The organism is Phormidesmis sp. 146-33, from assembly GCF_052939515.1.
The window spans coordinates 1-22,169 of sequence record NZ_JBJPHU010000092.1 but is presented as its reverse complement, the minus strand read 5'-3'; the positions used below and the strand labels follow the sequence as shown (position 1 = coordinate 22,169).

The following is a 22,169-nucleotide window of genomic DNA, read 5'->3' as shown; positions in this document are numbered from 1 at the left end:
CAAACTATTAATTTTCAATGGCTGAAATCTTCGTGGAGTGAGGATTCTAGCTTTTATAATTTCTTCCAGGCGACAGACCTGCGTCTTTAGAGTATGGTAGTCTGCATGATTCTACGGTTGAAGGCGAATCTGCCTTTGCTTTAACTTCATGTCACTACATGCTGATAATCAGTGACTTGACGCGGATCTTAAGATTGGACTAAAGATTCAATTAGACAGATTCACACCCTGTCCGTCTTTCTGAGTTATGAATCAACAACTGCCCCATATTTTCCTGTTGCAATCTGAGCAGAGTAAGCTAAACTCCTGTTTGGATTTGTCTCAGGTCAACATCGGACAGTTACCCTGTTACGATAAGTTGCTACAAGTCAGTCACCCGCGTTTTTGGTATTTGTCAGGAAATCATTTCATTTTGTTGAATGATATGAACTTGTCTAAATCAAAAAAGCAAGGTAATCTTGCCTAAGTGTATTTACCGATTGTGATCTCGATCGCTTCTTCAAGCAGTTTTGATCACTGACAGAGGGTGAAATTCATGACTCAAGGACAGTTAAATGCTGGACATTTAGGAGGTCGTTTTTTGAAACGAGCATTTCCGCAAGAGATCAATCCTGTTCCCTTTAGCGCTGTCAACAATGACGCTCTGACGGAACAGCCCAAGCAGGCGCTCCCAGAATCAAACCGTCGCGTTCGCACTTCTGCCGCCATGATCGGGTTGGCAATTTCGATGGGAGCTTACGGGGTACTTGCACCTCAACAAGGAGAAGCCGCTGTCGCCGCTGAACCTGTTCCTGCCGAACCGACCGCCGCTACGATACCCGATGTTGCGGTTTTGCCGCCCCTGAGTGAAGCTGCTGCTGCCGTTCAATCCGAACAGGTCAAGCACACGGTTCAAGAAGGTCAAACCCTCTGGAGAATCGCGCAGCTTTACAAACTCGGTGTCAGCGAACTCGCCACGCTCAATAATCTGCGCCCTGACAGCGTTCTCTACGTTGGGCAAGTGCTGCAAGTGCCCGCAAGCGCTTCGACCGTTGAGCAAAGTCGGCCTGATGACCGTGCGGCTGTGTCTGCCACTGGTTCTACAAATGCAGTAGTGCCCTCACTCACAGAACCCGTTGCTGTCATCGCCTCAAGCCAGCCTGGGATTTATACCCCCGGTGACGAGTCTCAGCAGCTAAAGAGTAAGCAAGATGCTGCCGTCCAGAGCCTAAAGCAGCAGCGGGATCGTCTGAAGCAGAGTTTGGCGGAGTTGAAGTCTGAGGAGTCCGAGAACGGGTTGGCTTCCACGGCGGAGGTGCCATCTCCTGCTGAAGTGGCAAATCTGATGAGCTATCAGGTAAACGCTGGGGAAACCCTGTCCTCGATCGCGCAAGCTCACGGGGTTTCTTCCTCGGAATTGGTGAAGATTAACCAACTGAGCAATCCCAATTTGCTAAAGGTTAATCAATCGATCAAAATTCCCCAATCTAGCGCAGCCTTGCCTTCGCAGGTTGCCTCAGTTCCGGTTGCTTCAGTTTCAGACAGACTGACTTCGGTCACCGTTCCAGTGGTGCCTAGCCTTTCTGCTGCGACCAATCAACCCACTGCGCCCTCTGTTTCTGTAAATGTCCAGCCCATTCCTTCGACCGCTGGCGTAGGCGGAGATGCCGAGCAGTTTGCCCTCGTAAATCCTTCTGGAATTACATCAGGCGGACAATACGGCAAAACTCAAGCGCCTCAAGCGTCTCAAGCGATCGACTCCAAGCAGCCCGATCAGTACGTCAACAACCTGGTTTCAGAGGTGGTTAAGCTGCGTCAAAAGTACCAGTCTAGAGGATCTAGCCAACCGTCTAAGCCTCTAGACTCCGGTCGTACTCAGGCTCCCGCTCCCTCCACGCTCAACGCTTCGACTCGACGGGTCAACCCAGAGTTTCGTCCCAGTCGCAATCTAGAAACCCTCCAAGCAGAGCTTCGCAGTTTGCAGCAGCGTGAGCGCAAATCAGAAAAACCGCAGGCTAAGAAACCTCAAATCGTGGCAGCCGCTCCTGCGGGTTCGGAGTCCTACGCGCCCTTGATGCGGTCTTCGGTGGGCAAAATGGTTTCTCCTAGCCTACCGCCGTTGGGCAAGCCCGATTCTTACTTGCCTGGAAGTGGTAAGTTTGCCGGATATATCTGGCCTGCTAAGGGAATGCTGACTTCTCCGTATGGCTGGCGCTGGGGACGGATGCACAAAGGGATCGATATTGCGGCCCCGATCGGGACTCCGATTGTGGCGGCGGCTCCCGGTAAGGTGATCACCGCAGGCTGGAATGATGGCGGCTATGGCAACTTGGTCGAGGTCAAGCACGCAGATGGCAGCGTTACCCTCTATGGGCACAATAACCGCATTTTAGTGAAAGTGGGTCAGCAGGTCGCTCAAGGTCAGCAAATCGCTGAAATGGGCAGTACAGGCTTTAGCACCGGGCCTCACTCTCACTTTGAAGTTCATCTTCCAGGTCAGGGAGCGGTTAACCCGATCGCCTATCTGCCTCAAAATCGCGGCTAGTCGTTCTGTGAATGACTGATTTCTTCTTGGAGGAGTCTTACTGGCTCCTCTTTTTGCTATTTTTACAGGACGCTCTAGATTCTGATTCGAGTCTTGTGCTATGCTTGTTAAGGCAATAATTCAATTTGGCTCAGTAGCTCAGTGGTTAGAGCAGGGGACTCATAAGCCCAAGGTCGCAAGTTCAAATCTCGCCTGAGCCATAAAGAAAAGCAAGATACAGCGAAGGTTTCAAGGAATTCCCTCTGTTTTGTGTTGGGTCAAGTTAGCTCAGTTTGGGCTAGAAATTGGGGTAAATTTGGGGTAAAACGTTTGAGTACGAACGTTCCTGTTTAGGAGTTTCACGAAGCGCTTTCAAAGGTTCGGTTCAGATCAAGGTATCGAACGATCGCATTCAGCTTGTGTTTTCAGTCGCTGGCAAACGTCACTACCTCTCCACTGGACTTGCGGATACACCTAGTAATCGCAAAGTGGCAGAACGCAAGGCAGCGATGATCGAAGACGACATTTTCAAAGACAGGTTTGATCCAACGCTGGAGAAATACAAGCCGCACTCGGCTCTCAGCAACGTTACCCCAAGTTTTACCCCAAGTGCGCCGCCAAAGACTTCGCTGATCGAGCTATGGGAACAGTACACCGAGTTTCAAAGCGCTCATCTCGAAGAAACGACGATCATTCGGGATTACGGCAAAGTCGAGAAGCGTCTTCGCAAAATGCCCAAGCCGAATTTTGAAGATGCAATTGCGATTCAAACTTATCTGCTCAAGAATTACGCGGCAGAAACGGCAAAACGTACCCTGAAGCAACTGAGTGCTTGTTGCGAATGGGCAATGCGGAAGAAATTGGTGACTGACAATCCGTTCAAGGAGTTGACTAGGGAAATTCGGACAAAAAAGAAGAGTCGGGTGTCGCGCAAGCCGTTTTCTCGAACTTGCGTTCCAGCGATCATCTCAGCGTTTGAGAATGATACCTATTCCTCGAAGTTCTCCCCGATTCCGCATTCGTATTACGCTTCCTATGTCAAATTCCTATTTCATACCGGATGCCGACCCGAAGAAGCGGACACGCTCCGCGTGAGCCGAAGGCAACGCACTCAAATGGAAGCACATTGAGAAGAATCGCATCTACTTCTGTGAAGCGGTTGCCACTGATGTGAGAATCCGTAAGTCTACGAAGACGCATACACCACGCTATTTTCCGATCAATGTAGAATTGCAGCGCATCTTGGACGAGATTAGACCGCAAGCTAGCAGCGCAAATGACTTGGTGTTTCCAGCAAGAAACGGGAAAGAATTGGATATGCACAACTTCTTGAATCGCGTCTGGAAACCTGTCGTCAAGCAATTAGTGGCAGCAGGCAAGGTCAAAGAATATTTGCCTCAGTACAACTGTCGTCACACATTCATCACCCTGTGCTTAGAAGATGGGATTTCTTCGCGTCGGGTGGCTGAATGGTGCGGGACATCTGTTGCGGTAATTGAAGAGCATTACGCAGGGACAATCAACCACATTCAAGTCCCATCGTTTGGGCTAGAAGAGAATGAATTTGGTGATTAAGATAGCGAGGGGTTGATAGAATCAGCCCATTTTTTCTTGATGAATCTGTTTTGGAGGCAGTGCGATGTCGTGATGTTCACAGGAAAATTTGACAATCTTCAGGGTTCCAATCTCCAAGGGCGGACTTCGGCTAATGCGAGTAGCGCTTGCTCTGCTAGGGGCAAATCAGCCTCGTCAGCCGCGCTAGGCAATCGATTCTTCATATATGCTTCATCTAAGCCTGTAAGTTGGCTAAATTCTTCTTCAATACCGTCGAGCAGTTCATCCTCAACATACAAGCAGCGCGAACTCACCTGCCAGTCTCGATCCCAAAAAATTCGATCGGCTAAGTCTTCGATGATTTCTTCCCACAAGTCGAAGTCAGTGGAGAGATCGCTAAAATCAGCTTCTTCCTCACGTTCTCCGTATTCTTCGACAGCAGCTACCCAGCGAGGGCGTACAAATTCTTCAAAGGCGTTCCACAGCGATCGACGATAAGCATATTTCAAATCTTCCTCATCCTCCGACCATTCATCCTCTTCTGAAATTTCTTCCTCCAATCGCATCTTTAGGTAAGCGAAAGGGAAGTAAGCACCTGCTTCGAGAACATTCGTCAATTCCGGAGCTTCAACTTCTGGCTTCAAGAGTGCGGATAGACAATGATGGAGAATGATGACTTTTTGCTGGAAATTTGCAGAATCGAAAATGCGAACACTACGTGGAGCGAAGCTTGCGCCCGTTTTGACATCTAGCTCGTCGCCCATGACTTCGATGTAATCGATCACATCTTGCATGGTGGCTAGATAAAGTTCTGCCTCAGTGCCTTGGAGCGATCGTATTCCTAAACTGGTGTGCCAAACCATCCATTCCTTGCATCAGTCCCAAAAGGTTCCCTCCTATTTTCTGCGATCGCTTCGAGATTTCTGATGGCAGATCGCAAAGGTTTTTCTCGAAAATGCGAAATAAAGAGTTCCGTGATTCGTCAGAAGAGGCAGAATAACGAGATTACTCCTATTTCTTCACGTTAATATTGAGCAGCTTCTGCGGAGATGCAAATAAATGCAGCCTCAATTGTTGGGTCGGTATCTCAACCTGGATGACTTCTGTACTTGTACCCAGACCTACCAGAAGCATCAAGATCTCATCAACCCCTATCCACAAAACATAGACGAAACGATTCCAGCATTGCAAGCACTCTGTCAGCATTTGCTTGACCCCATCATCGACCATTTTGGCAAAGAGCGATTTCAGCTTACCTATGGCTTCTGCTTAAGAGATTTGAAGCGCCTTTTGAGCCAGAAAGACCCAGAAACAGGAATTAAAAATGGTCGCGTTGATTCGAGCCGAGATCAGCACATGGCGCATGAGGTGAATCGGAATGAGAAGTACTACTGCGGTAGCTTCGCTGTTGCCCGAAGGGGTAAACGCTTAGGTGCTGCCTGCGATTTTCGGATTGTGGATTTGGAGAGCGATCGCTTGGTGGAGTGGATTCTAGGGCGGCGATTGCCGTTTGATTCGCTGTATTTCTATGGAAGCGATCGGCCGATTCACATTAGCTACGGTTTGCAACACAAGCGTAAGATTTGGACATTCGCTGAAAATGGAGCCTCTGTCAAAATGCATAGTCTTCATCTTTCTTTCGGATCTAAGGAAGCACAGCAACTAAAGCGACAGGAATAGGCAAGAAGTACGTTTGCCATCCCAGTCGGGCAATACCCTAGAATTCTGCAACCATATTGAAACTTTAGAACTTGCTTCCTGTGCATTCTCAAGCAAGAGAGTTCATCAGTTCAAAATCTGAGTTTTGCGCTTCTTCTTCTAGAAGTGAAATGACTCCATGAACACATTCAGCAGAGTGACCTTGAGGACAGATTGGAACGTTAGATTCGTCCCTAAACGCGTAAAAGGTCATGTAGGACGAAGCGTTTTCTGATGAGCGTGCCTCTACTTCCAGCATTGGGTGAGTTGCAAACAGGAAATAGCGAACTTTATGTAAATCTGGCAATACCTTGCACAACTTGTCAGCAGAAATTGTAGTGAAATCCGCACCACGCTGCCGAGCTAGAGAGCAGGCAACCTCTCCAATGGGGTCAACATCCCTGATCAGGCGATGCTTCCAAACTTCGGCTGTGCTGCCGTTCTTCACTCGCTTTGTCCAAGGACGAAGACCCGCTAAAGAATAGTCTCCTCCAAGCGAACTAAAAAGATTAAATTCCGGATCAAAAGTAACCTTAATTTGTCTTGTACGGCTACTTGCTCTGTTAATCTCTGCGACCACTGCGCTTGCAGTTTCATTGCTAGTTTGTTCTCCAATCGTAAAGACTGGATGTTGCCATGTCACAGTATTAAACTTGAACGCGAAGTTATTCTGCATTCGAGGTGGCAGCCCAAGCTTGAGCCAGCACAATACTCTATCAAATAGCATCTTTCGAACAATGACTGACTGTGCCTCAAGATTCCTCTGGATGTCTCCTAGTTTTTGATTCATCTCTTTGTTTTGTTCGCTGGCATTCTCCAAAATTTGATTAACTACCAGTAACCTATTTTCTTGAACAGCGGTTAAGATTTCTTTTTCTTTCTCCTCATTCAATCCCCCTAAAATTTTCAGGCGTAATTGCTCATCTTTTATTCCTAGCTCTTCAAACCTTTCATGTAGCGCTAATTCCCTTCTTTCTTCATGTGTGCCCGTCATGATGAGATAGTGTGCCGTCACATCAGCAACTTGTCCAAGCCTTGCAACTCTGCCATTTCTTTGCATTAGAACAGCGGGTGATGAGCTTAGATTCCAATGCACAACCTGACTTGCAACTTGAAAATCAAAGCCTTCATCTGCTGCTGAAGTTGCTACTAAGACGCGAACATTTGAGCGTTCTACACCGCGAAATCTGCGAACAGCCCTTTCTCTTTCTGCACTACCCATACTTCCCTTAATCTTTTCACAAATGCCAGGAAGGGCTTTAGTGATAATTTCACAAGTTTGTAGAACCTCAGTGAAGACCAAGAAGCGGGAAGCAGGATGCTGATCAAGCTTTTCTTTCAACCAATCCAATTTTGCGTTTTCCACCCCATTACCTTGAGTGATTGCGGAGAAGTTCAATAAACGCAATGCAAGATTAGTTAACTCTAAGATTTCATTCGATTCAGCAATAAAGCTTCGGTTCTCATCATCTTTTTGATGTAGAACCTCGCTGAACTTATAGATTTCATTGATTTTCCCATCTCTTTGCGATAGCTTTGTTGCCTTAAATTCACTAAAATTATCGCTGGGAAACAGTACATCTGCGTATCTAATCGTACTGGCTCTACTCTCATCAAATTCTGCTAGTCGCTGTGAGAGCGCCACAATCAACCTGTGGAGATTCTCAGTACTTGCAGATGTATCTCGTCTATAGATGTCCTGAGTTCTCCATCTTTGATGTCTTATGCACCACCGGAAAAGCCACATTGCTCCAGAAATCGAGCTACTGGTTAGGCGCATCTCAAAGCCGGGTTGTTTCATTGAAATTCACGTTATCACTGTTCTATTTCTATGATCTCATACCTGTCTTAACTTAAGATTCTCGAATTGGATTTATCGAGGTGCCCTACTGCCTATTCGGTTGACTCGATCCAGGATTAGATGCTTCAGGTTGAATTAATGGATTGAAATACTCTCGGATGAGAACTATTTGACTATCAACAACCTCAATGACCCCGATGTACTGATTGCGATAGGGAGTTGGGTTGCTTGACACCAGAAAATCACCCTGTCCTTCAAGAATCACAGCATTGTCAAACCGTGACTGCCGAAAGACTATATTAACAAATCGAATTTGAGAATATTGACTAAAGATTCGATTGAAAAAAGCATTAACAGCCTGCCTGCCTTCGACTCGAAGTCCTCCCGGTTGCAATGGCGAATAAGGTTGTTCCAGAACAATGTTGTCTGTGATCAGTTGATTAACTGTGCTGATATCTTTAGCTTCCACTGCCTGAACAAATCGTCTAACAACCTCAATGCGCTTGGAAGAGACTGGTTTAGCACTCATTTTTTGGTCTAACATGGCTGCGCTTGATGGTATCGCATTGACACCACTCACAAAAGATAGTCCGACGCAAAGCAAAAGAGCAGAGCAAGCAAGTAAGAATACTTTTCGATTCATCTTGTATTCCTCAAGAACAACGTTTGGATATTACTTTTCTTTACTTTAGTCGTGCAGTTTCCGTCTGTCCAATTCATAATTGATGCATTATTAATAACCAGCAGTTATTAAAATGGAAATTCGTTTGCTTCGCTATTTCGTGGCTGTGGCTGAAGAACTGCACTTTGGCAGAGCAGCCGAGCGGTTGCACCTGACGCAGCCTGCTTTGAGCAAGCAAATTGTGGTGCTGGAGCGTGAACTAGGTGTTGTTCTCCTAACTCGGACGAAGCGGGTAGTCCGGTTGACGATCGCAGGACAGGTATTTTTGGAACAGGCGAAACAACTGCTTGCCCAGGAAGAGCGCGCGATCGAACTCACCAAACGCACTGCTCGTGGAGAAGTCGGACAGCTAACCATTGGTTTCACCTCCACCGCAACCTACACGGTGTTTCCAGAGCTGTTAGGGCGATTCCGCGATCGTTTTCCCCAGGTCGAACTCAATCTGCAAGCGCTTTCAACCGAGGCTCAGGTTGCCGCCTTGAATGAACGCAAAATAGACCTAGCGTTTCTGCACCCACCAATTGATGAGCGTGGGTTGAAACTGCATCCGATTCTGGAAGAGCAATTCCTGGTTGTGCTACCCAAAAAACATCCCTTGCTTGGTTACACTAAAATCCCTGCTGCTGCTTTAGCGAATGAAGCCTTTATCATCCATCCTCGTCAGGAGGGCCCTGCGCTTTACGATGGATTTATTCAACTCTGTGAGCAACTTGGCTTTCAACCTAACATTGTCAAAGAGTCTATTTCATTACAAACCCGTGTATGTTTGGTGGCGGCGGGGATTGGCATCACCTTTGTTTCAGAGTGCGTCCGGCCTGTTGTTGGTACAAACGTTATTTGTAGACCTCTGGCAGATTCGCCTATTACTCTCAAGTTTGCAGCGGCTTGGCGTGAAGATCTTATCTCCCCAACCCTACAGAAATTTTTGGTAGTTTTGTTGAATGAAGGAGTGCAGGACGATCGCTCAACCACTAGCTCTAAAACTACTAACCCTAGAGCCTAACGAGAACTGTTGCAAACAGCAATTTATCAACCCCAGAGTCTCATGTAGCTTAAAACAGAGTGTGCCAGACTGCCAAACGCATCATAATGATTCATAACTGATTCTCCTTTGAAATTATGGCTAATCTGATTACCCAACTTCAGCAGGAAAATAGCTGCCTCGGTCTGGAACTCGCTCAACTCAGGCAGGAGAACGATCGCCTCGTCATGCAGTATGAAAGCCTGCGTCAATCCGAATTGCGCCATCGGCAGATCTTTGAAAATGCACCCATTAGCATGTTGTCGATTAACACAGATGGCTACATCACGCGGATGAATGCGGCGGCTGAGAACTTATTTGGACTGACGATCGACCAGTTAAATGAGCAGGCTTGTCCAATCTTTAGCAATCCTCAACTGGTTGAAAATGGCACACTGCCCTACATGCAACGAGCGTTTGCTGGAGAAGCCGTCATCGAACCCCCGACCACCTACGATGCATCGAGAGACTTGGCAGGAGGCAAACTCCACTATGGGCGAGGACATTATGTACCGATTCGGAACGCTCATGGCGCGGTTGAGGAAATTGTCGAAATTAATGCCAATTACAGCGACTTCTTTGCCCTGCAAAAGAAATTGCTTGCGGAAAAAGATCGCGCGGCTCAAGAACGCGCCCAACTTCTTAGCACGATCGCTGAAGTTGCAAATCTACTGCTGAAGTCCTCTGATTACACGACTGTGCTTCCCGATGTGGTGCGATTGTTAGGGGAAGCGGTGGGGAGCGATCGCTGTAGCATTGTTCAAGACATCACCCATCCCACGTTACGAAAGCCAGCCGTACAGATCCCGGCGGAGTGGTGCAAGGTAGATGTATCAGCTTCGGCCGTCTGTACGCCTCAACTTCAGAGCGCTCTACTTTGGGAAGATATGGGCGGACTCTACGAGCAGTTCTTAGCGGCAGAAGTGATTGATTTTCTGGTGGCTGATCTGCCGGAACCGACGCGCAGTATTTTCGAGGCTCAAAGAAACACTTCGATGCTGGCTGTCCCCATTGTAGTGAAAGATCAACCTTGGGGGTTGGTCAGCTTTGACAATTGCGAATCTTCGCACCTGTTCGACCAGGCGGAGATTGCGATTTTGAAAATTGCGGCGGATAGCATTGCAGCGGCGATCGAGCGTCAGGCAAAAGACGAAGAACTTCTGCAAATAGAACAGGCGAGAACACAAAGTGCCGCAGAGCGTTCGCAAGAACTCGAAACCATCAATGCTGCCCTACAAACAGAAGTGACAGAGCGGCGACGCGCTGAACAAGTCTCACGCGGACAAACTGAAGCCCTAGTCAAAACGCTCACCACCCTGGCGCTAGAACCTGTATTAGACAACTGCCTTGGCTACATGCTGCAAGCGATCGCGGATCAATTGAACGATCGATCTGCGGGGATTTACCTTTACAGCGAAGTCTACGACACTACCCTGCTGCATCTCAACTACGAAAATGGACAAATTCAGCGCAGCAAAGAGATTTGTCATCCCTGTGCCCGCACCCCAAACCCGCTCCGCCAATGGGACGATCAATACATGCCACTCCTCAAGCAGCGACAAATTTTGATTCAGGATGTCGCACACTATTCTCACAACCTCGATCGTGGCATCAAACAAATTTTGGTGGTTCCGCTTTTGTTTGGCGACACCTTCTTAGGCAACATCACACTACGCAGCACTAAGTATCGCCAGTATCAGCCTGAAGAATTGGAGCTGGTGCAGGCACTCACCCATCAAGCGACACTAGCCATTCAACTAATGCAGCTTGCCAAACAAGGACAACATGAGGCAAAACAAGCGGCAATTCTAGAAGAACGAAACCGCCTCGCCCGCGAGATCCACGACACTCTAGCACAGTGTCTAACAGGAATCATCGTGCAACTGCAAGCCGCAACTGACGACTACACAACCAACCTTTGGGATCAAAAAGCACATCTATCGCAGGCGATCGCACTAGCCAAAAACGGACTACACGAAGCGCGACGATCGGTGCGAGCTTTGCGCCCACGATCGCTCGAAACTGAACCCCTCGAAGCCGCGCTCGAACACCTGACAGAGCAAATGGCAATCGGTACATCGCTGGAAACAAACTATCGGCTTGTGGGAATTCCGTATTCGCTGACTCCCTCGATCGAGGATCATTTGTTACGCATTGCCCAAGAAGCCTTTACCAATGTTTTGAGACATGCCAATGCTAATCAAGTCGAGATTGAGCTTGACTATCAACTAAACCAAATCTATCTGCACATAAAAGATAATGGTCAAGGGTTCGATGCAAACACTTCGCTGGCTTCAGGGTATGGTTTGATCGGAATGCAAGAAAGAGCCGATCAGATGGCAGCCCAATTGATCATTGTCAGCGACCCACAGCAAGGCACTTGCATTCAGATCACCGTTCCGATTTTGCCTCAATGATAGGAGTATCGTGTGACTCAAACCCCACTGATTCGCATCCTAATTGCCGACGACCACCCGATCGTCCTTCAGGGATTGGCAGCTTTGATTGGGCGACAACCAAACATGACGATCGTTGCAGAAGCAAGCAACGGCCGAGAAGTCATTGATTCCTTTCGGCAGTGTCAGCCCGACGTGGCATTAATTGATCTGCGAATGCCAGAGATCGATGGGGTCAAAGCGATCGCAATTCTGCGTGAAGAATTTAGCAACGGGCGGTTTGTTGCCCTGACCACTTATGATACCGACGAGGATATCTATCGCAGTCTGCAAGCTGGAGCAATGGCCTACCTGCTCAAAGACGCACCGCCCAGTGAGCTATTGGCAGCGATCAGAATGGCCTATGGGGGGCAAAAATACATTCCATCGCATGTGGCAGCAAAACTTGCAGACCGCATGACCTGGACTGAGTTAACGATGCGAGAACTAGAAGTGGTGCGCTGGATGGTCAAGGGATACGGGAATCGGGACATTGGTAGAGAACTCGGAATTAGCGAGGGAACAGTTCGCGCCCATGTGAATAACATCTTGTCGAAACTGGAAGTTAGCGATCGTACCCAAGCAGCAATGTTAGCCGTAAGACGTGGACTGGTTCGCCTGTAATCCCGTCAGAAAGAACATTACAATCCACAGCTATGCTAAATGACATAGAAATCTCTCTGCGGATTAGTAGAGTAGAAAATAAGCTTGCTGCTCATTTGCAAATACCAGTTCTAGCGATAGAGTAATCACATTAAAGTTTTCTTAGATTCACCTGAGCAAATCTTTCAGGGTGTTCTAGCAAGCAATGAACTTGTCATGGGCAAATTGACACCACCCCTTCAGAAAGATGACCACATTTTAGGGCTAGAGACTGCGCCTATCACACTCGTTGAATATGGAGATTACCAATGTTTCCACTGCCGTCAAGTTCATCAAATGGTCGATCGCATTCGCCAACAGTTGGGTGATCGTCTCTGTTTTGCATTTCGCCACTTTCCTCTGACCGCGATTCACCCCTATGCCCAATATGCGGCTGAGGTGGCGGAAGCCGCGAATGCTCAAGGGCGATTCTGGGAAATCCATGACTATTTATTTACCCATCAACAGAGGCTTGGGAACGGACAATTGCTGCACTATGCTGCAAGTCTGGGAATCGATTGCGATCGCTTTGAACAGGAGATTGCAGACCATCGATACGCAGCACGGGTGTGTGAAAACTTAATCAGCGGAATTCATAGCGGTGTGAATGGGACACCGACATTTTTTATCAATGGCGATCGCTACAACGGGGCTTACACTTTCGATGCAATCCTGGCAACGACTCAAAGGCTATCAGCCTTGTGATCGCGCCGAACTGTTTGCTACTGGGTTCCTGACAAAATTTTAGAAACTCTACTAGAGAGCGTAAAACCATCTCACAAAGCCTTACTAACCCTCATTTGGGGAGAACATCTAACCATGTCAAAATCAAAGAAACTTAATCGACGACTGTTGCTGCAAGGCGGAATCGGAATCGCAGGTGTCACGACTGCTGCTGTTGCAGGATACGCCCAGGCGAATAGTCAACCGACTGGTGAGCGCAATGAGGAAATCGCTCAAACCGCCCCTCAAGACAATCAGAAAAGGCAATTTGCAAACCAGGTCGTGCTGATTACAGGGGCAACTTCAGGAATTGGTGAGGCAGCCGCACGATCGTTTGCTCAACAAGGGGCGATCGTGCATTTCTGCGGTCGGCGTGAGAACTTGGGCAAGCAGGTGGCAGACTCAATTAATTCCAAAGGTGGTAGAGCGACTTATCAAAGAGCAGATGTGCAAAACGAAGCGGAAGTAAAAGCATTCATTGATGATTGTGTGCGTCGCTATGGTCGCATTGATGTTGCTTTTAACAATGCTGGAATTGTCAATCCAAAATTTGTCAAACTTCACGAACAACCGACGAAAGACTACATTGAGACGATGAACATTAATGCATTGGGAGTCTTTTTATCGATGAAGTATGAGATTCCTCAAATGCTAAAGCAAGGAAGAGGCGTAATTATTAACAATGCGTCTGTTTCAGGACACAAGGGCTATACCGAAATCGCTCCCTACAATGCCAGCAAACATGCGGTGATCTCACTAACTCGTGTGGCTGCATTGGAATACGCCCGCAACAATATTCGAGTCTGTTCGATTTCTCCAGGGGGAGTCGATACCCCCATGCTGCGCTATGCGTTTGCTCAACGAAAAGTTGCCTTTGAGGAAGGCGAGAAAACGTTACCGATCGGACGAGCCAACACTTCTGAAGAAATGGCTGAAACCGTTCTATTCTTGGCTTCTCCCCAAGGTAGTGCTTTTCATGGGTCGGCCGTGGATGTCACCTGTGGACTACTCTCATGACCCAGCTCAAATAACTCGCATGAGTCCGCAAGATTTTGATATCACGGAGCAAGAACTTAGTATCGCAAAGACATTCAAACTCTTGGAGTCAGATGATGCAATCCCTAACTCGCTTCTGCATTTTCTCCCTCATCACACTTATTACTCCGGCAATCAAATAGAATGCGATTTACAAAGCAGCATAAGCAATCGATGGATGCTTGAAATAATTTCTGATGTGAACGGGCAACTTCTGTAGCTTTCGTAATTGAGACAACACCCGCCGCTTCAACTGACTCAAATTCCGGCTCAACGGTTTGTCATGCACCCCCTGCTTCACATCCCCGTTGAAATACTCCACTGGATTCAACTCAGGCGAATACGACGGCAAATAAAACAACTCAATCTGCTCCTCATGAGCCTCTAGCCATCGTTTCACTTCCGCTTGGCGATGCACTGGATGACGGTCTACTATCCAAAACAACTTGCGGGTGCGCTTAGCAATCAACCGCTCACAAAATGCAATAAACTGCACCGCAGTCAGCTTACAGGTGTACAGCATAAACTGCACGCTACCACCGTTGCTGATACTGGCAATGTAGTTGACCCGTTCTCGTTTGCGCTGACTGGGGCGCACCTCTGGCTTCTCACCCCTCGGAGCATATCCTCGTCCGCCAGACTCGATTGAAGATACTCCTGCTTCATCGCCCCAGGCAATTTCTGCCCCTTCTACCTGAGCACGCTGTTCAATTTTGGGGTACTCCTGCTCAAGCCACACCTCTACCGCTTGGGGGTCTTGCTCATAGGCTCTCTGTAATGGCTTCTTCGGTGTGTACCCCCACCGCTTCAGGTATTCTCCTACAGTACGAATCGGCATCACCACCCCGCACACTTGCTCAATCAATGCTTGCACTGCTCGTCGAGTCCACAGGGCGTGCTCAATCCCATAGTCCTCAGGAAAATGCCCCTCTATCGCCGTTTGTACCGCTGCTTCTTCCCAATCTTCCAGCGTTCGTCCTTCCCCAACCTGTCGCCCTCGCACTTGTTGGAACAGAGCAACCTCCCCGTAGTGTTCGTACTCCCACCACCATTCGCAAACGGTGTTGCGATGAACGCCTAAATACTCGCTAATCTCATTCACCCGCTTGCCTTGCTGCCGCAGTCGAACCGCTTGCTGCCGCAGATAGTTCTGGGTGTCAATCGAAAGATGTCGGGCATCTGGTTTATCCATAACCAACCTCTCTATGCCTCTATTCCATTATGCCTTCTGTTTCATTGCCGGAGTAATAAGTACAGGACAAAAAACTCAGAACCTGCAAGAAATCATTCATCTTCTGCTCCAAGTTGAACACAATGTTGCGAAGATGATCCAGTCCATAACGCTCGATCTGCTGTGAGGCAGGCAACTTTTCGTTCGCCAAACCGCTCTAAAAACTGGTTGAACAACGTCCTGCGTTCACCGCTGTTGGAGTTGCCTCGCTTGTCGAGCATTGTCCACACTAGTGGAAAGGCGACTCCCTCATGGACGACTCCCAGTATTAACATGTTGAAGACACAATCTCCAACTCGGTGCGGTCGATCGAGCGTACCCACGGCTCAGGAATGCCCATCAGCGCTGCGACCGCTTGAGCAATCTCGGCATAATCCAACTCATCGTGACGGAAAAACCGCTGAAGTCGTTTGTCGTGAGCATCGGTTTGAGCTTTGCCGCTGAAGGCAGTTGCCAGTTCACTGAAGTTGATCGTTTTGACCCGCAGTAGAGCAATTAAGAAGGCGGCGACAAAGCTGAGTCTGGCTCCGTGCCAAGCAAGATGGGGACGCAAGGCATCTCGAAGTAGAGTAACCTGATTCATAAAGGTTTCGTGGTTAAAGAATGTGGTAATTCTCATGAAACCCTTTCCTGCTTGGTTTTTGCAAGCTTTTGTCCTGTACTTAAGCTAAACATTCAACCTATTTCTACAGCAGACCCTACATTACAGCAATTTAGAAATTATGACTTTAAACAAGCCGTTAGACTACACGTTCACAACCATTGCGGATACTACAAATTTTGCCACGTTTGAATTTAGCCCAACGGGTGTCCCAATTCCGACTGCACCTGCAATCAACGATAAGAATCAGGTGGCATTTTGGGGAGTAGACGCTTCTCTCAATGCGGGCATCTTTGTCGGCGATGGCAATTCACTCCGCACGATCGCACAGACATCCGACGAGTTCAGTTTCTTGGGAGTAGGGCTCTCAATTAACGATGACGGAACAGTTGCTTTTTTAGGCGGACTCGACAGCGGTGACGTGGGCTATTTTACGGGTGACGGCACGACTACCACGCTGATTGCAGATAGTTCAGGACAATTCAACTTTCAACGCATTCCGACCCTCGACAATTTGTTTGGGGAGCCTGTGATCAACGATCGTGGCACAGTTGGATTCCGGGCGGATCTAGATAATGGAGACAAGGAGATTTTTTCTAGTAAGAAAGGCAAAATTCAGATCATCACAGATGCAAACCCTGAATTCACAACCTTTGGAATTACGCCAGACATTAACGCTAAAGGAACAATTGTCTTTTCCGCAGGCACCGCTCCAGTTCCAGGAACAATCGAGGTAGACGGGCAAACAGTCCCGATCGCGGAGTTGTTTCAAAACGCAGGCATCTTCACGAATCATCGGGGCAATTTGAATACGATCGCAGGTTCAACCGATGGATTAACTTTGTTTGGGAGTTCTCCTGCCATTAACGATCGAGGAACGGCTGCCTTTATTGCAGTTAAAGCGACTGGAGAAGTTGAGGTATTAACTGGAAAGGGCAATGACCTAACAACGATCGCGGATAGTCTTGGTGACTTTAGCTCATTCCGAGGCGTTGATATCAACAATCAAGGAACCATTGCTTATCTTGCCGATTTTGATGCGGGCGGCAGTGGTCTTTTCGTGGGACAGCAGGAAATTATTACCACGGGAGATGAGTTACTGGGTTCAACAGTGACAGAATTGAACTTCTTAAATAAAGGTCTGAATCAGGACTCCGTGGCATTCTGGGCAAAATTAGCAGATGGTCGCTCTGGAGTTTTTCGCGCTGATCAAGACAAACCATCTAAATCACCGTTTAGCCTTCATTCTCTCTATAACGAGATTGGACACTACACAACGACGATCAGCGCAAAGCGCTCCGATGGAACTGTAGCCGATGGAGACCCCGCCGACATTTACTTCCCCCAATTGCCTAGCTCCTATTGCTCGACCGAGTTTCCCATAGCCCTTTTGCTACAAGGTGCGCTAGTCGATAAAGCAGATTACTCTAATTTTGCTGAACAAGTCGCAAGTTACGGCTTTGTGGTGGTGGTTCCCAACAATGAGCAAATGCTGTTTCGTCCCGATGGTTCATCTGCTACGGGTCTATTTCCTGAGCAAGGGCAAGTGAATGATGTTTTAGATCAAATGAAAGTGGAAGACCAGGATAACTCGTCGCCGCTCTTTAAGATTGTAGACACAACCAAGTTGGGATTGCTAGGGCACTCGTTTGGAGGAGCCGTGGGAATTGGGGCAACCCAGGAAGAGATTCGCATCCCTGGACTGAATGCAGAAAACTACACGGTTCCTCCAGAGTTGAAGGCAGGCGTCTTTTATGGAACTAGCTTTGGAAATCCGCAAACTGGAGAATTTGTGCCTATTAACAATGAAGTTGCGCTCGGACTGATTCGAGGCGATTTGGATAGCGTGTCTTTACCAAATCGGAGTCAATCCACCTATGATCAGATTCTCAATCCGCCCAAAGTTTTAATTACAGTCAAGGGTGCGAATCACTACGGCATCACGAATGAAGACAACCCTGTTCGTGATCCAAGTAGACCGACTTTAGATCAAGCAGCGGCGACGAGTGCGATCGCACAATCCAGCGGATTATTTTTGAGAGCAAACTTACTAAACGATCGCAGAGCATTTGATGCTGTCTTCAACACCAGTACTCCTTTTGATTCAAATGTAAGTATCATTAGTCAGACACGTCCCATGTTGTAAATGAGGTAGCTAAAAAACTATCATGAACTCAATACCTGTGATGAACTAAGGAAGTCTTGAATCGTCCTGCGATTTTTAGGAACAATCAACTCCTTTTACGTCTCTTCTTATCCAATTATTCTGTAGAGGTTTCTCAAGGCAAGTTCTAACATCCCCTGTTCCAGAGATCGCCACGCTAGATGAGGGCTGGGAATTTAAGTTTGATGACTATACGATCGACCATCAAGGTGGCGCAACGATCGATTTGTCGGTCAGCTACGATTACAAAGAGGGTATTGGTGTGACAAATCCCCTTGAATACCCTGAGTTTACGCAGATCTACAACTACATCGACAACTTTCTCAAAACCTATCCCAACGAGACAGACTTCTGGGAAATCCTCAACAAAAACTTGGTTTCAGACCTACTGACAAAACCGATTCTGACTACATTCGGCTTCGACTATCAACTAGCTGACGTATTAGATCGCTCACTATTGAAATCGATGTTCTGCCGGGTTCTTCAAACATTCCAATCTTGCGATCGAGCATTGTGACAGGCTTGCCTAATACTGAATTGTCTAATACCAATTTATTGTGAAGCTGCATAAATCATCCTACGACTGCAAGCCTTCCAAAATGAGCTTTTCAGGCTCTTTGGTTATATGCTCCTTCATACAAAAATGGTATAAGGCGAAACTGCTAGCCCAAGGTAGACAGATCAACTATCAAGACGCAAGCGGCAATCTGGACGTTGCGATGCTTCAAATGAAGCTCAACTCGATCGTATTCAAAAGCTGATACAAGCGATCGCATCTCACGTTAGGGAGTAGGAGGTGGAGCTTCAGCAGGCGCAGGTTCGGGAGGGGGTGCAGCTTCTGGTGCAGGTTCAGCAGGTGGAGGAGCCTCCGGAACTGGCGCAGGTTCGGGAGGGGGTGCAGCAGGTTCTGGTGTAGGCTCAGGCGCAACAGGTTCGGGCGTAGGGGCTGCGGGTTCTGGTGTCGGTTCAGGGTCTGGTGTGCTCGGAGTTGGAGCAGGTGCAGCAGGAGTTGGTGGCGCATTTTGAGGCGGTTGGCTCGGCTCTGTTGCAGAAGCAGGCGGTTTCTGTTGCTGAACTTCGCGTTGAATGCGCTCTTGTTCTAAGCGTTCTTGTGCTGCGCGTTCTGCTTCTCGTGTTGCGCGATCGCTGTCTTCTTGGCGACGACGATCGGCATTTTGACGCTGGAAATCTGAGCCTTCTTGCTCGGAGGTAACTCGAATTCGCTGACCTTGAAAACCACTTTCTGAAGCTTCGTATCTGCGGCGACGGATTGCTTCTTCAGCTTTGCGATCGATCTCTCTGTCTCCGCTCGATGTTCTCAGCCGAATGTTAGTCACATTGCCGTCTTTATCGACATCAAAATCAAACCGAGCAGACCCTTCTGCACCCAGATATTGGTCTAAGTTACAGTTATCTTTGCATTTTGGCCGATTGCGACGCGATCGAGTCGGCGGATCAGAGTCTTCACGCGGTGGAGCTTCGCGAACAGCAACGGGTTGAGGCGATGGGCTAGGTTTGCCTTGTTGTCCAGAGCCTGTACTGTTTCCGGTTCCGTTCCCGTTGCCATTCCCTACACCATTTCCAGCGCCACGATTTCCGATCCCGTTACCATTACCATTACCAGAGCCGTTTCCAGTTCCATTTCCGGTTCCTGTGCTAGTTCCGCTAGGATTGTTGTTAGCTTGGGTAGTCTGGCCGTTGGGTGAGTTGTTTTGTTCTGGTTGCGAGTTCGCCTGTGCAGTTGGCGTTGCGGTTGGACTTGCAGAGGGACTCGGTGACGGGGTTGGGTTAGGAAATGGATTCGGTGACGGAGTTGGACTGGGTGATGGGCTAGGTGTGGGAGTCGGACTTGGAGAAGGACTGGGAGTAGGGTCTGGCAGGGGAATCTGTTCGGCAATTTCCGGTTCAGGAATCGGCGATGGCACAACATCAGGTTCAGGGATCGCTTGTGCAACCTCAACAGAATCAGGAGGTGGAGAACTTGGATTCGGATTAAACAGTGAGAACTGTTCACTGCCACCCCCGCTTCCGCCTGCTTCTGCATCTGTGGAGGCGCTATCGGGTGGAGGTTCGTCCGGTTGAGTGTCAGCGATGATTTCAATTTCTTCTTCTGCGACCGCCGTCTCTTGGGCTGGTTTCCAAAGGAGTACTAGCAACGGGATCAAGAGCAGATGCAGGACGATCGCACTTGTGAAACTGAAGGGCAAAAACCGTTTTAGACCCGCAGCTTCTTTTTTCCGTTGCTCAATCACTTCTGGAACAAAACTCATGATTTGTTGATAATTAGTTGCATCGGATGATCTTTCCTATCTTACGCTAATGATGGATCGATCACCTGTCAAGGGTAGCTAAAACCGGGGTTACGTTACGACAAATTGCAACGACCCTATTCTATGAGCGTTGAGAAACACTTGACAATAAATTGCATTAGTCTTATGCTGCTAGCTAGTCTTTTTGTCGTCTCAGTGCAAAGATCTAAAAGATCTATATGTTCAAAATTTTTGCAAGACTCTAAAAGCAAGTTGGGATAGTGGAAATGAGTAGCGCGATCGAACTTCTCAAGGCGGGCGGGATTGTCATGATCCCACTGCTGCTGTTTTGTATCACAGCAATTGGTCTAGTAACTCTGCATAGTGGCCCACTCCCACTCCAATATCTACGACTGTTGCCCCATCCGGAATCCATCGATCAAGGTATCGTTTAGTCATTGCAAACTCAACTGGACTGGACTGGTGGAGCCGAACAGACTCGTACTCAAAAATACTCTGGTTTCGGCAATGCATCCGTGAAAACAAAGCCGACTTTCGCCGATTAAAACGCTTTCCTATTGAGCGAAGGCAGACTTCGTTTTAGTCGGAACGGTTTGAACCGTCGGCCAAAATTACAGGTTATTTAATCCTCGATTCTAACAATCAATGGTTCGGACAAAATTAGGCCGTGAAGCAAGAGATTTCTGCCGAGAACCCTACCCAAACAGTCCGCCAAAAAACTCCACGGCTTCTTTGAGTGAAGCAATAAATACGTCGATTTCTTCGCGAGTGTTGTAGAAGTAAAGGCTGGCTCGTGCGGTCGATTGGGCTTTGAGATGGCGATGAAGCGGCTGGGTGCAGTGATGTCCCGCTCTGATGGCGACCCCTGCCTGATTCAAAATGGTAGACAAATCATGAGGATGCACATCTCCAGCGGTGAAGGCGGCTAATGCGGCTCGTCCACTGCCGTCTGCGTTGGGCTGAGGGCCACCAGCATTATTGTGTCAGAATTGTGTCAGAGTTTTTCTCGCGTGATCATCAATCTTGAGAGCGATCGTCTCCTCATCGTTTTGTCTAATGAACCCTCAAAAACAAGCGACAATAGAAGCCATAACGGTCACGGAGTCAAGTCATGAGTCAAGCCGTCCCAGAAAAAATCCGGTGGACAACTTCCGATCTCGATCTGCTTTCTAACGACGAGTGGAAACGCTATGAAATTATTGATGGAGAACTGTTTGTGACCAGAGCGCCACACCTGAGACACCAGGCTGTTATTCGTAATATTGCTGCCATTTTGCAAGCCTGGTCACAACCCAGTAAATTAGGCGAGGCTTTCCCGACTCCTGGAATCATTTTTAGCGAAGCGGATAACGTCATCCCCGATGTCATCTGGATTAGCACCGATCGACTCACTCAACTGATTGACGAAGCTGGCCATCTCACAGGTGCGCCAGAACTGATTGTCGAAGTTCTCTCTCCAGGCAAGACAAACGAACGGCGCGATCGAGAAGCCAAACTCAAACTTTACTCTGCTCAAGGGGTGCAGGAATATTGGATCGTCAACTATCTGCTGAGACAGGCCGAAGTGTATCGTCGAGAAAATTTTGTTCTCAAACTAACGGCTACATTGCTTGCTCAAGATACGATCGTTTCTCCCCTTTTACCAGGGTTTGAGTGCATCGTAGAAGCCTTTTTTGAATGACTCACAAAGCTCCAAAAAAATCTTCAAAAAATAACGCCAATGACCTGTTTTCTGTCATCAAGCGTTACTGAATTTCTAAATTAACGTCAGTCTCCAAGGAAGGCGCACCTGCGGGAAGGGCGAAAGAA

At 48.0% G+C, this 22,169-nt stretch carries 17 protein-coding genes, 1 tRNA gene and 2 pseudogenes; 13 read left to right on the top strand and 7 right to left on the bottom strand.

The window, feature by feature from the left end:
• Positions 1-535: 535 nt before the first annotated feature.
• From ACJ2PR_RS26615 to ACJ2PR_RS26600, 4 genes are all read left to right on the top strand, one after another.
• On the top strand, positions 536-2,524 hold the full coding sequence (locus ACJ2PR_RS26615; protein ID WP_446879224.1) for a peptidoglycan DD-metalloendopeptidase family protein: 1,989 nt from the start codon (positions 536-538) through the stop codon (positions 2,522-2,524).
• A gap of 127 nt (positions 2,525-2,651) precedes the next feature.
• Positions 2,652-2,724 (top strand) — tRNA-Met (locus tag ACJ2PR_RS26610).
• Positions 2,725-2,817: 93 nt separating this feature from the next.
• The gene (locus tag ACJ2PR_RS26605; RefSeq protein WP_446879228.1) at positions 2,818-3,633 is read left to right on the top strand and encodes an Arm DNA-binding domain-containing protein; all 816 of its coding nucleotides are present in this window, start codon (positions 2,818-2,820) and stop codon (positions 3,631-3,633) included.
• Between the two features lie 112 nt (positions 3,634-3,745).
• Positions 3,746-4,078, top strand: coding sequence for a hypothetical protein (locus ACJ2PR_RS26600; RefSeq protein ID WP_446879223.1), 333 nt, complete (start codon positions 3,746-3,748; stop codon positions 4,076-4,078).
• A gap of 98 nt (positions 4,079-4,176) precedes the next feature.
• Here ACJ2PR_RS26600 and ACJ2PR_RS26595 read toward each other — a convergent pair whose 3' ends face one another.
• Positions 4,177-4,920 (bottom strand): hypothetical protein, encoded by a 744-nt coding sequence (locus ACJ2PR_RS26595; protein WP_446879222.1) that lies wholly within the window; start codon positions 4,918-4,920, stop codon positions 4,177-4,179.
• A 196-nt stretch (positions 4,921-5,116) separates the two neighbouring features.
• Between ACJ2PR_RS26595 and ACJ2PR_RS26590 the strand changes: the two genes are divergently transcribed.
• On the top strand, positions 5,117-5,737 hold the full coding sequence (locus ACJ2PR_RS26590; protein ID WP_446879221.1) for a hypothetical protein: 621 nt from the start codon (positions 5,117-5,119) through the stop codon (positions 5,735-5,737).
• An 88-nt stretch (positions 5,738-5,825) separates the two neighbouring features.
• Here ACJ2PR_RS26590 and ACJ2PR_RS26585 read toward each other — a convergent pair whose 3' ends face one another.
• Positions 5,826-7,400: a helicase-related protein gene (locus ACJ2PR_RS26585; RefSeq protein WP_446879220.1), complete on the bottom strand. Its 1,575-nt coding sequence runs from the start codon at positions 7,398-7,400 to the stop codon at positions 5,826-5,828.
• Between the two features lie 241 nt (positions 7,401-7,641).
• Complete coding sequence (locus ACJ2PR_RS26580; RefSeq protein ID WP_446860726.1) at positions 7,642-8,100, bottom strand: nuclear transport factor 2 family protein; 459 nt, start codon at positions 8,098-8,100, stop codon at positions 7,642-7,644.
• A gap of 211 nt (positions 8,101-8,311) precedes the next feature.
• Between ACJ2PR_RS26580 and ACJ2PR_RS26575 the strand changes: the two genes are divergently transcribed.
• From ACJ2PR_RS26575 to ACJ2PR_RS26555, 5 genes are all read left to right on the top strand, one after another.
• Complete coding sequence (locus tag ACJ2PR_RS26575) at positions 8,312-9,241, top strand: LysR family transcriptional regulator (protein WP_446879219.1); 930 nt, start codon at positions 8,312-8,314, stop codon at positions 9,239-9,241.
• Positions 9,242-9,357: 116 nt separating this feature from the next.
• Positions 9,358-11,676 (top strand): GAF domain-containing protein, encoded by a 2,319-nt coding sequence (locus tag ACJ2PR_RS26570; protein ID WP_446879218.1) that lies wholly within the window; start codon positions 9,358-9,360, stop codon positions 11,674-11,676.
• 12 nt (positions 11,677-11,688) lie between these two features.
• Positions 11,689-12,318, top strand: coding sequence for a response regulator (locus ACJ2PR_RS26565; RefSeq protein ID WP_446879217.1), 630 nt, complete (start codon positions 11,689-11,691; stop codon positions 12,316-12,318).
• Between the two features lie 195 nt (positions 12,319-12,513).
• The gene (locus ACJ2PR_RS26560; RefSeq protein ID WP_446879216.1) at positions 12,514-13,041 is read left to right on the top strand and encodes a DsbA family protein; all 528 of its coding nucleotides are present in this window, start codon (positions 12,514-12,516) and stop codon (positions 13,039-13,041) included.
• A 114-nt stretch (positions 13,042-13,155) separates the two neighbouring features.
• Positions 13,156-14,076, top strand: coding sequence for an SDR family NAD(P)-dependent oxidoreductase (locus tag ACJ2PR_RS26555; RefSeq protein ID WP_446879215.1), 921 nt, complete (start codon positions 13,156-13,158; stop codon positions 14,074-14,076).
• A gap of 169 nt (positions 14,077-14,245) precedes the next feature.
• Here the strand turns inward: ACJ2PR_RS26555 and ACJ2PR_RS26550 are convergent, their stop codons facing one another.
• Positions 14,246-15,286 (bottom strand): IS630 family transposase, encoded by a 1,041-nt coding sequence (locus tag ACJ2PR_RS26550; protein WP_446879214.1) that lies wholly within the window; start codon positions 15,284-15,286, stop codon positions 14,246-14,248.
• 152 nt (positions 15,287-15,438) lie between these two features.
• Positions 15,439-15,908: pseudogene (locus ACJ2PR_RS26545) on the bottom strand (IS4 family transposase); the annotation flags it as partial.
• 139 nt (positions 15,909-16,047) lie between these two features.
• Between ACJ2PR_RS26545 and ACJ2PR_RS26540 the strand changes: the two are divergent.
• A complete protein-coding gene (locus ACJ2PR_RS26540; protein ID WP_446879213.1) occupies positions 16,048-18,072 on the top strand; it encodes a DUF7453 family protein in 2,025 nt (674 codons plus the stop codon).
• A 280-nt stretch (positions 18,073-18,352) separates the two neighbouring features.
• A complete protein-coding gene (locus ACJ2PR_RS26535; protein WP_446879212.1) occupies positions 18,353-18,607 on the top strand; it encodes a hypothetical protein in 255 nt (84 codons plus the stop codon).
• A gap of 265 nt (positions 18,608-18,872) precedes the next feature.
• Here ACJ2PR_RS26535 and ACJ2PR_RS26530 read toward each other — a convergent pair whose 3' ends face one another.
• Positions 18,873-20,360, bottom strand: a complete 1,488-nt coding sequence (locus tag ACJ2PR_RS26530; protein ID WP_446879211.1) for an energy transducer TonB family protein — start codon at positions 20,358-20,360, stop codon at positions 18,873-18,875.
• Positions 20,361-21,055: 695 nt separating this feature from the next.
• A pseudogene (locus ACJ2PR_RS26525) lies at positions 21,056-21,286 on the bottom strand (aminotransferase class V-fold PLP-dependent enzyme); the annotation flags it as partial.
• A 185-nt stretch (positions 21,287-21,471) separates the two neighbouring features.
• Between ACJ2PR_RS26525 and ACJ2PR_RS26520 the strand changes: the two are divergent.
• The gene (locus ACJ2PR_RS26520) at positions 21,472-22,041 is read left to right on the top strand and encodes a Uma2 family endonuclease (RefSeq protein ID WP_446879210.1); all 570 of its coding nucleotides are present in this window, start codon (positions 21,472-21,474) and stop codon (positions 22,039-22,041) included.
• The last annotated feature ends 128 nt before the right edge of the window (positions 22,042-22,169 follow it).

Bases quoted from the DNA above. Each gene is read 5' to 3' on its own strand.
- ACJ2PR_RS26615 (WP_446879224.1), top strand. From the start codon at position 536: ATGACTCAAGGACAGTTAAATGCTGGACATTTAGGAGGTCGTTTTTTG.
- ACJ2PR_RS26595 (WP_446879222.1), bottom strand. From the start codon at position 4,920: ATGGTTTGGCACACCAGTTTAGGAATACGATCGCTCCAAGGCACTGAG.
- ACJ2PR_RS26590 (WP_446879221.1), top strand. From the start codon at position 5,117: ATGCAGCCTCAATTGTTGGGTCGGTATCTCAACCTGGATGACTTCTGT.
- ACJ2PR_RS26580 (WP_446860726.1), bottom strand. From the start codon at position 8,100: ATGTTAGACCAAAAAATGAGTGCTAAACCAGTCTCTTCCAAGCGCATT.
- ACJ2PR_RS26575 (WP_446879219.1), top strand. From the start codon at position 8,312: ATGGAAATTCGTTTGCTTCGCTATTTCGTGGCTGTGGCTGAAGAACTG.
- ACJ2PR_RS26570 (WP_446879218.1), top strand. From the start codon at position 9,358: ATGGCTAATCTGATTACCCAACTTCAGCAGGAAAATAGCTGCCTCGGT.
- ACJ2PR_RS26560 (WP_446879216.1), top strand. From the start codon at position 12,514: ATGGGCAAATTGACACCACCCCTTCAGAAAGATGACCACATTTTAGGG.
- ACJ2PR_RS26555 (WP_446879215.1), top strand. From the start codon at position 13,156: ATGTCAAAATCAAAGAAACTTAATCGACGACTGTTGCTGCAAGGCGGA.
- ACJ2PR_RS26550 (WP_446879214.1), bottom strand. From the start codon at position 15,286: ATGGATAAACCAGATGCCCGACATCTTTCGATTGACACCCAGAACTAT.
- ACJ2PR_RS26540 (WP_446879213.1), top strand. From the start codon at position 16,048: ATGACTTTAAACAAGCCGTTAGACTACACGTTCACAACCATTGCGGAT.
- ACJ2PR_RS26530 (WP_446879211.1), bottom strand. From the start codon at position 20,360: ATGAGTTTTGTTCCAGAAGTGATTGAGCAACGGAAAAAAGAAGCTGCG.
- ACJ2PR_RS26520 (WP_446879210.1), top strand. From the start codon at position 21,472: ATGAGTCAAGCCGTCCCAGAAAAAATCCGGTGGACAACTTCCGATCTC.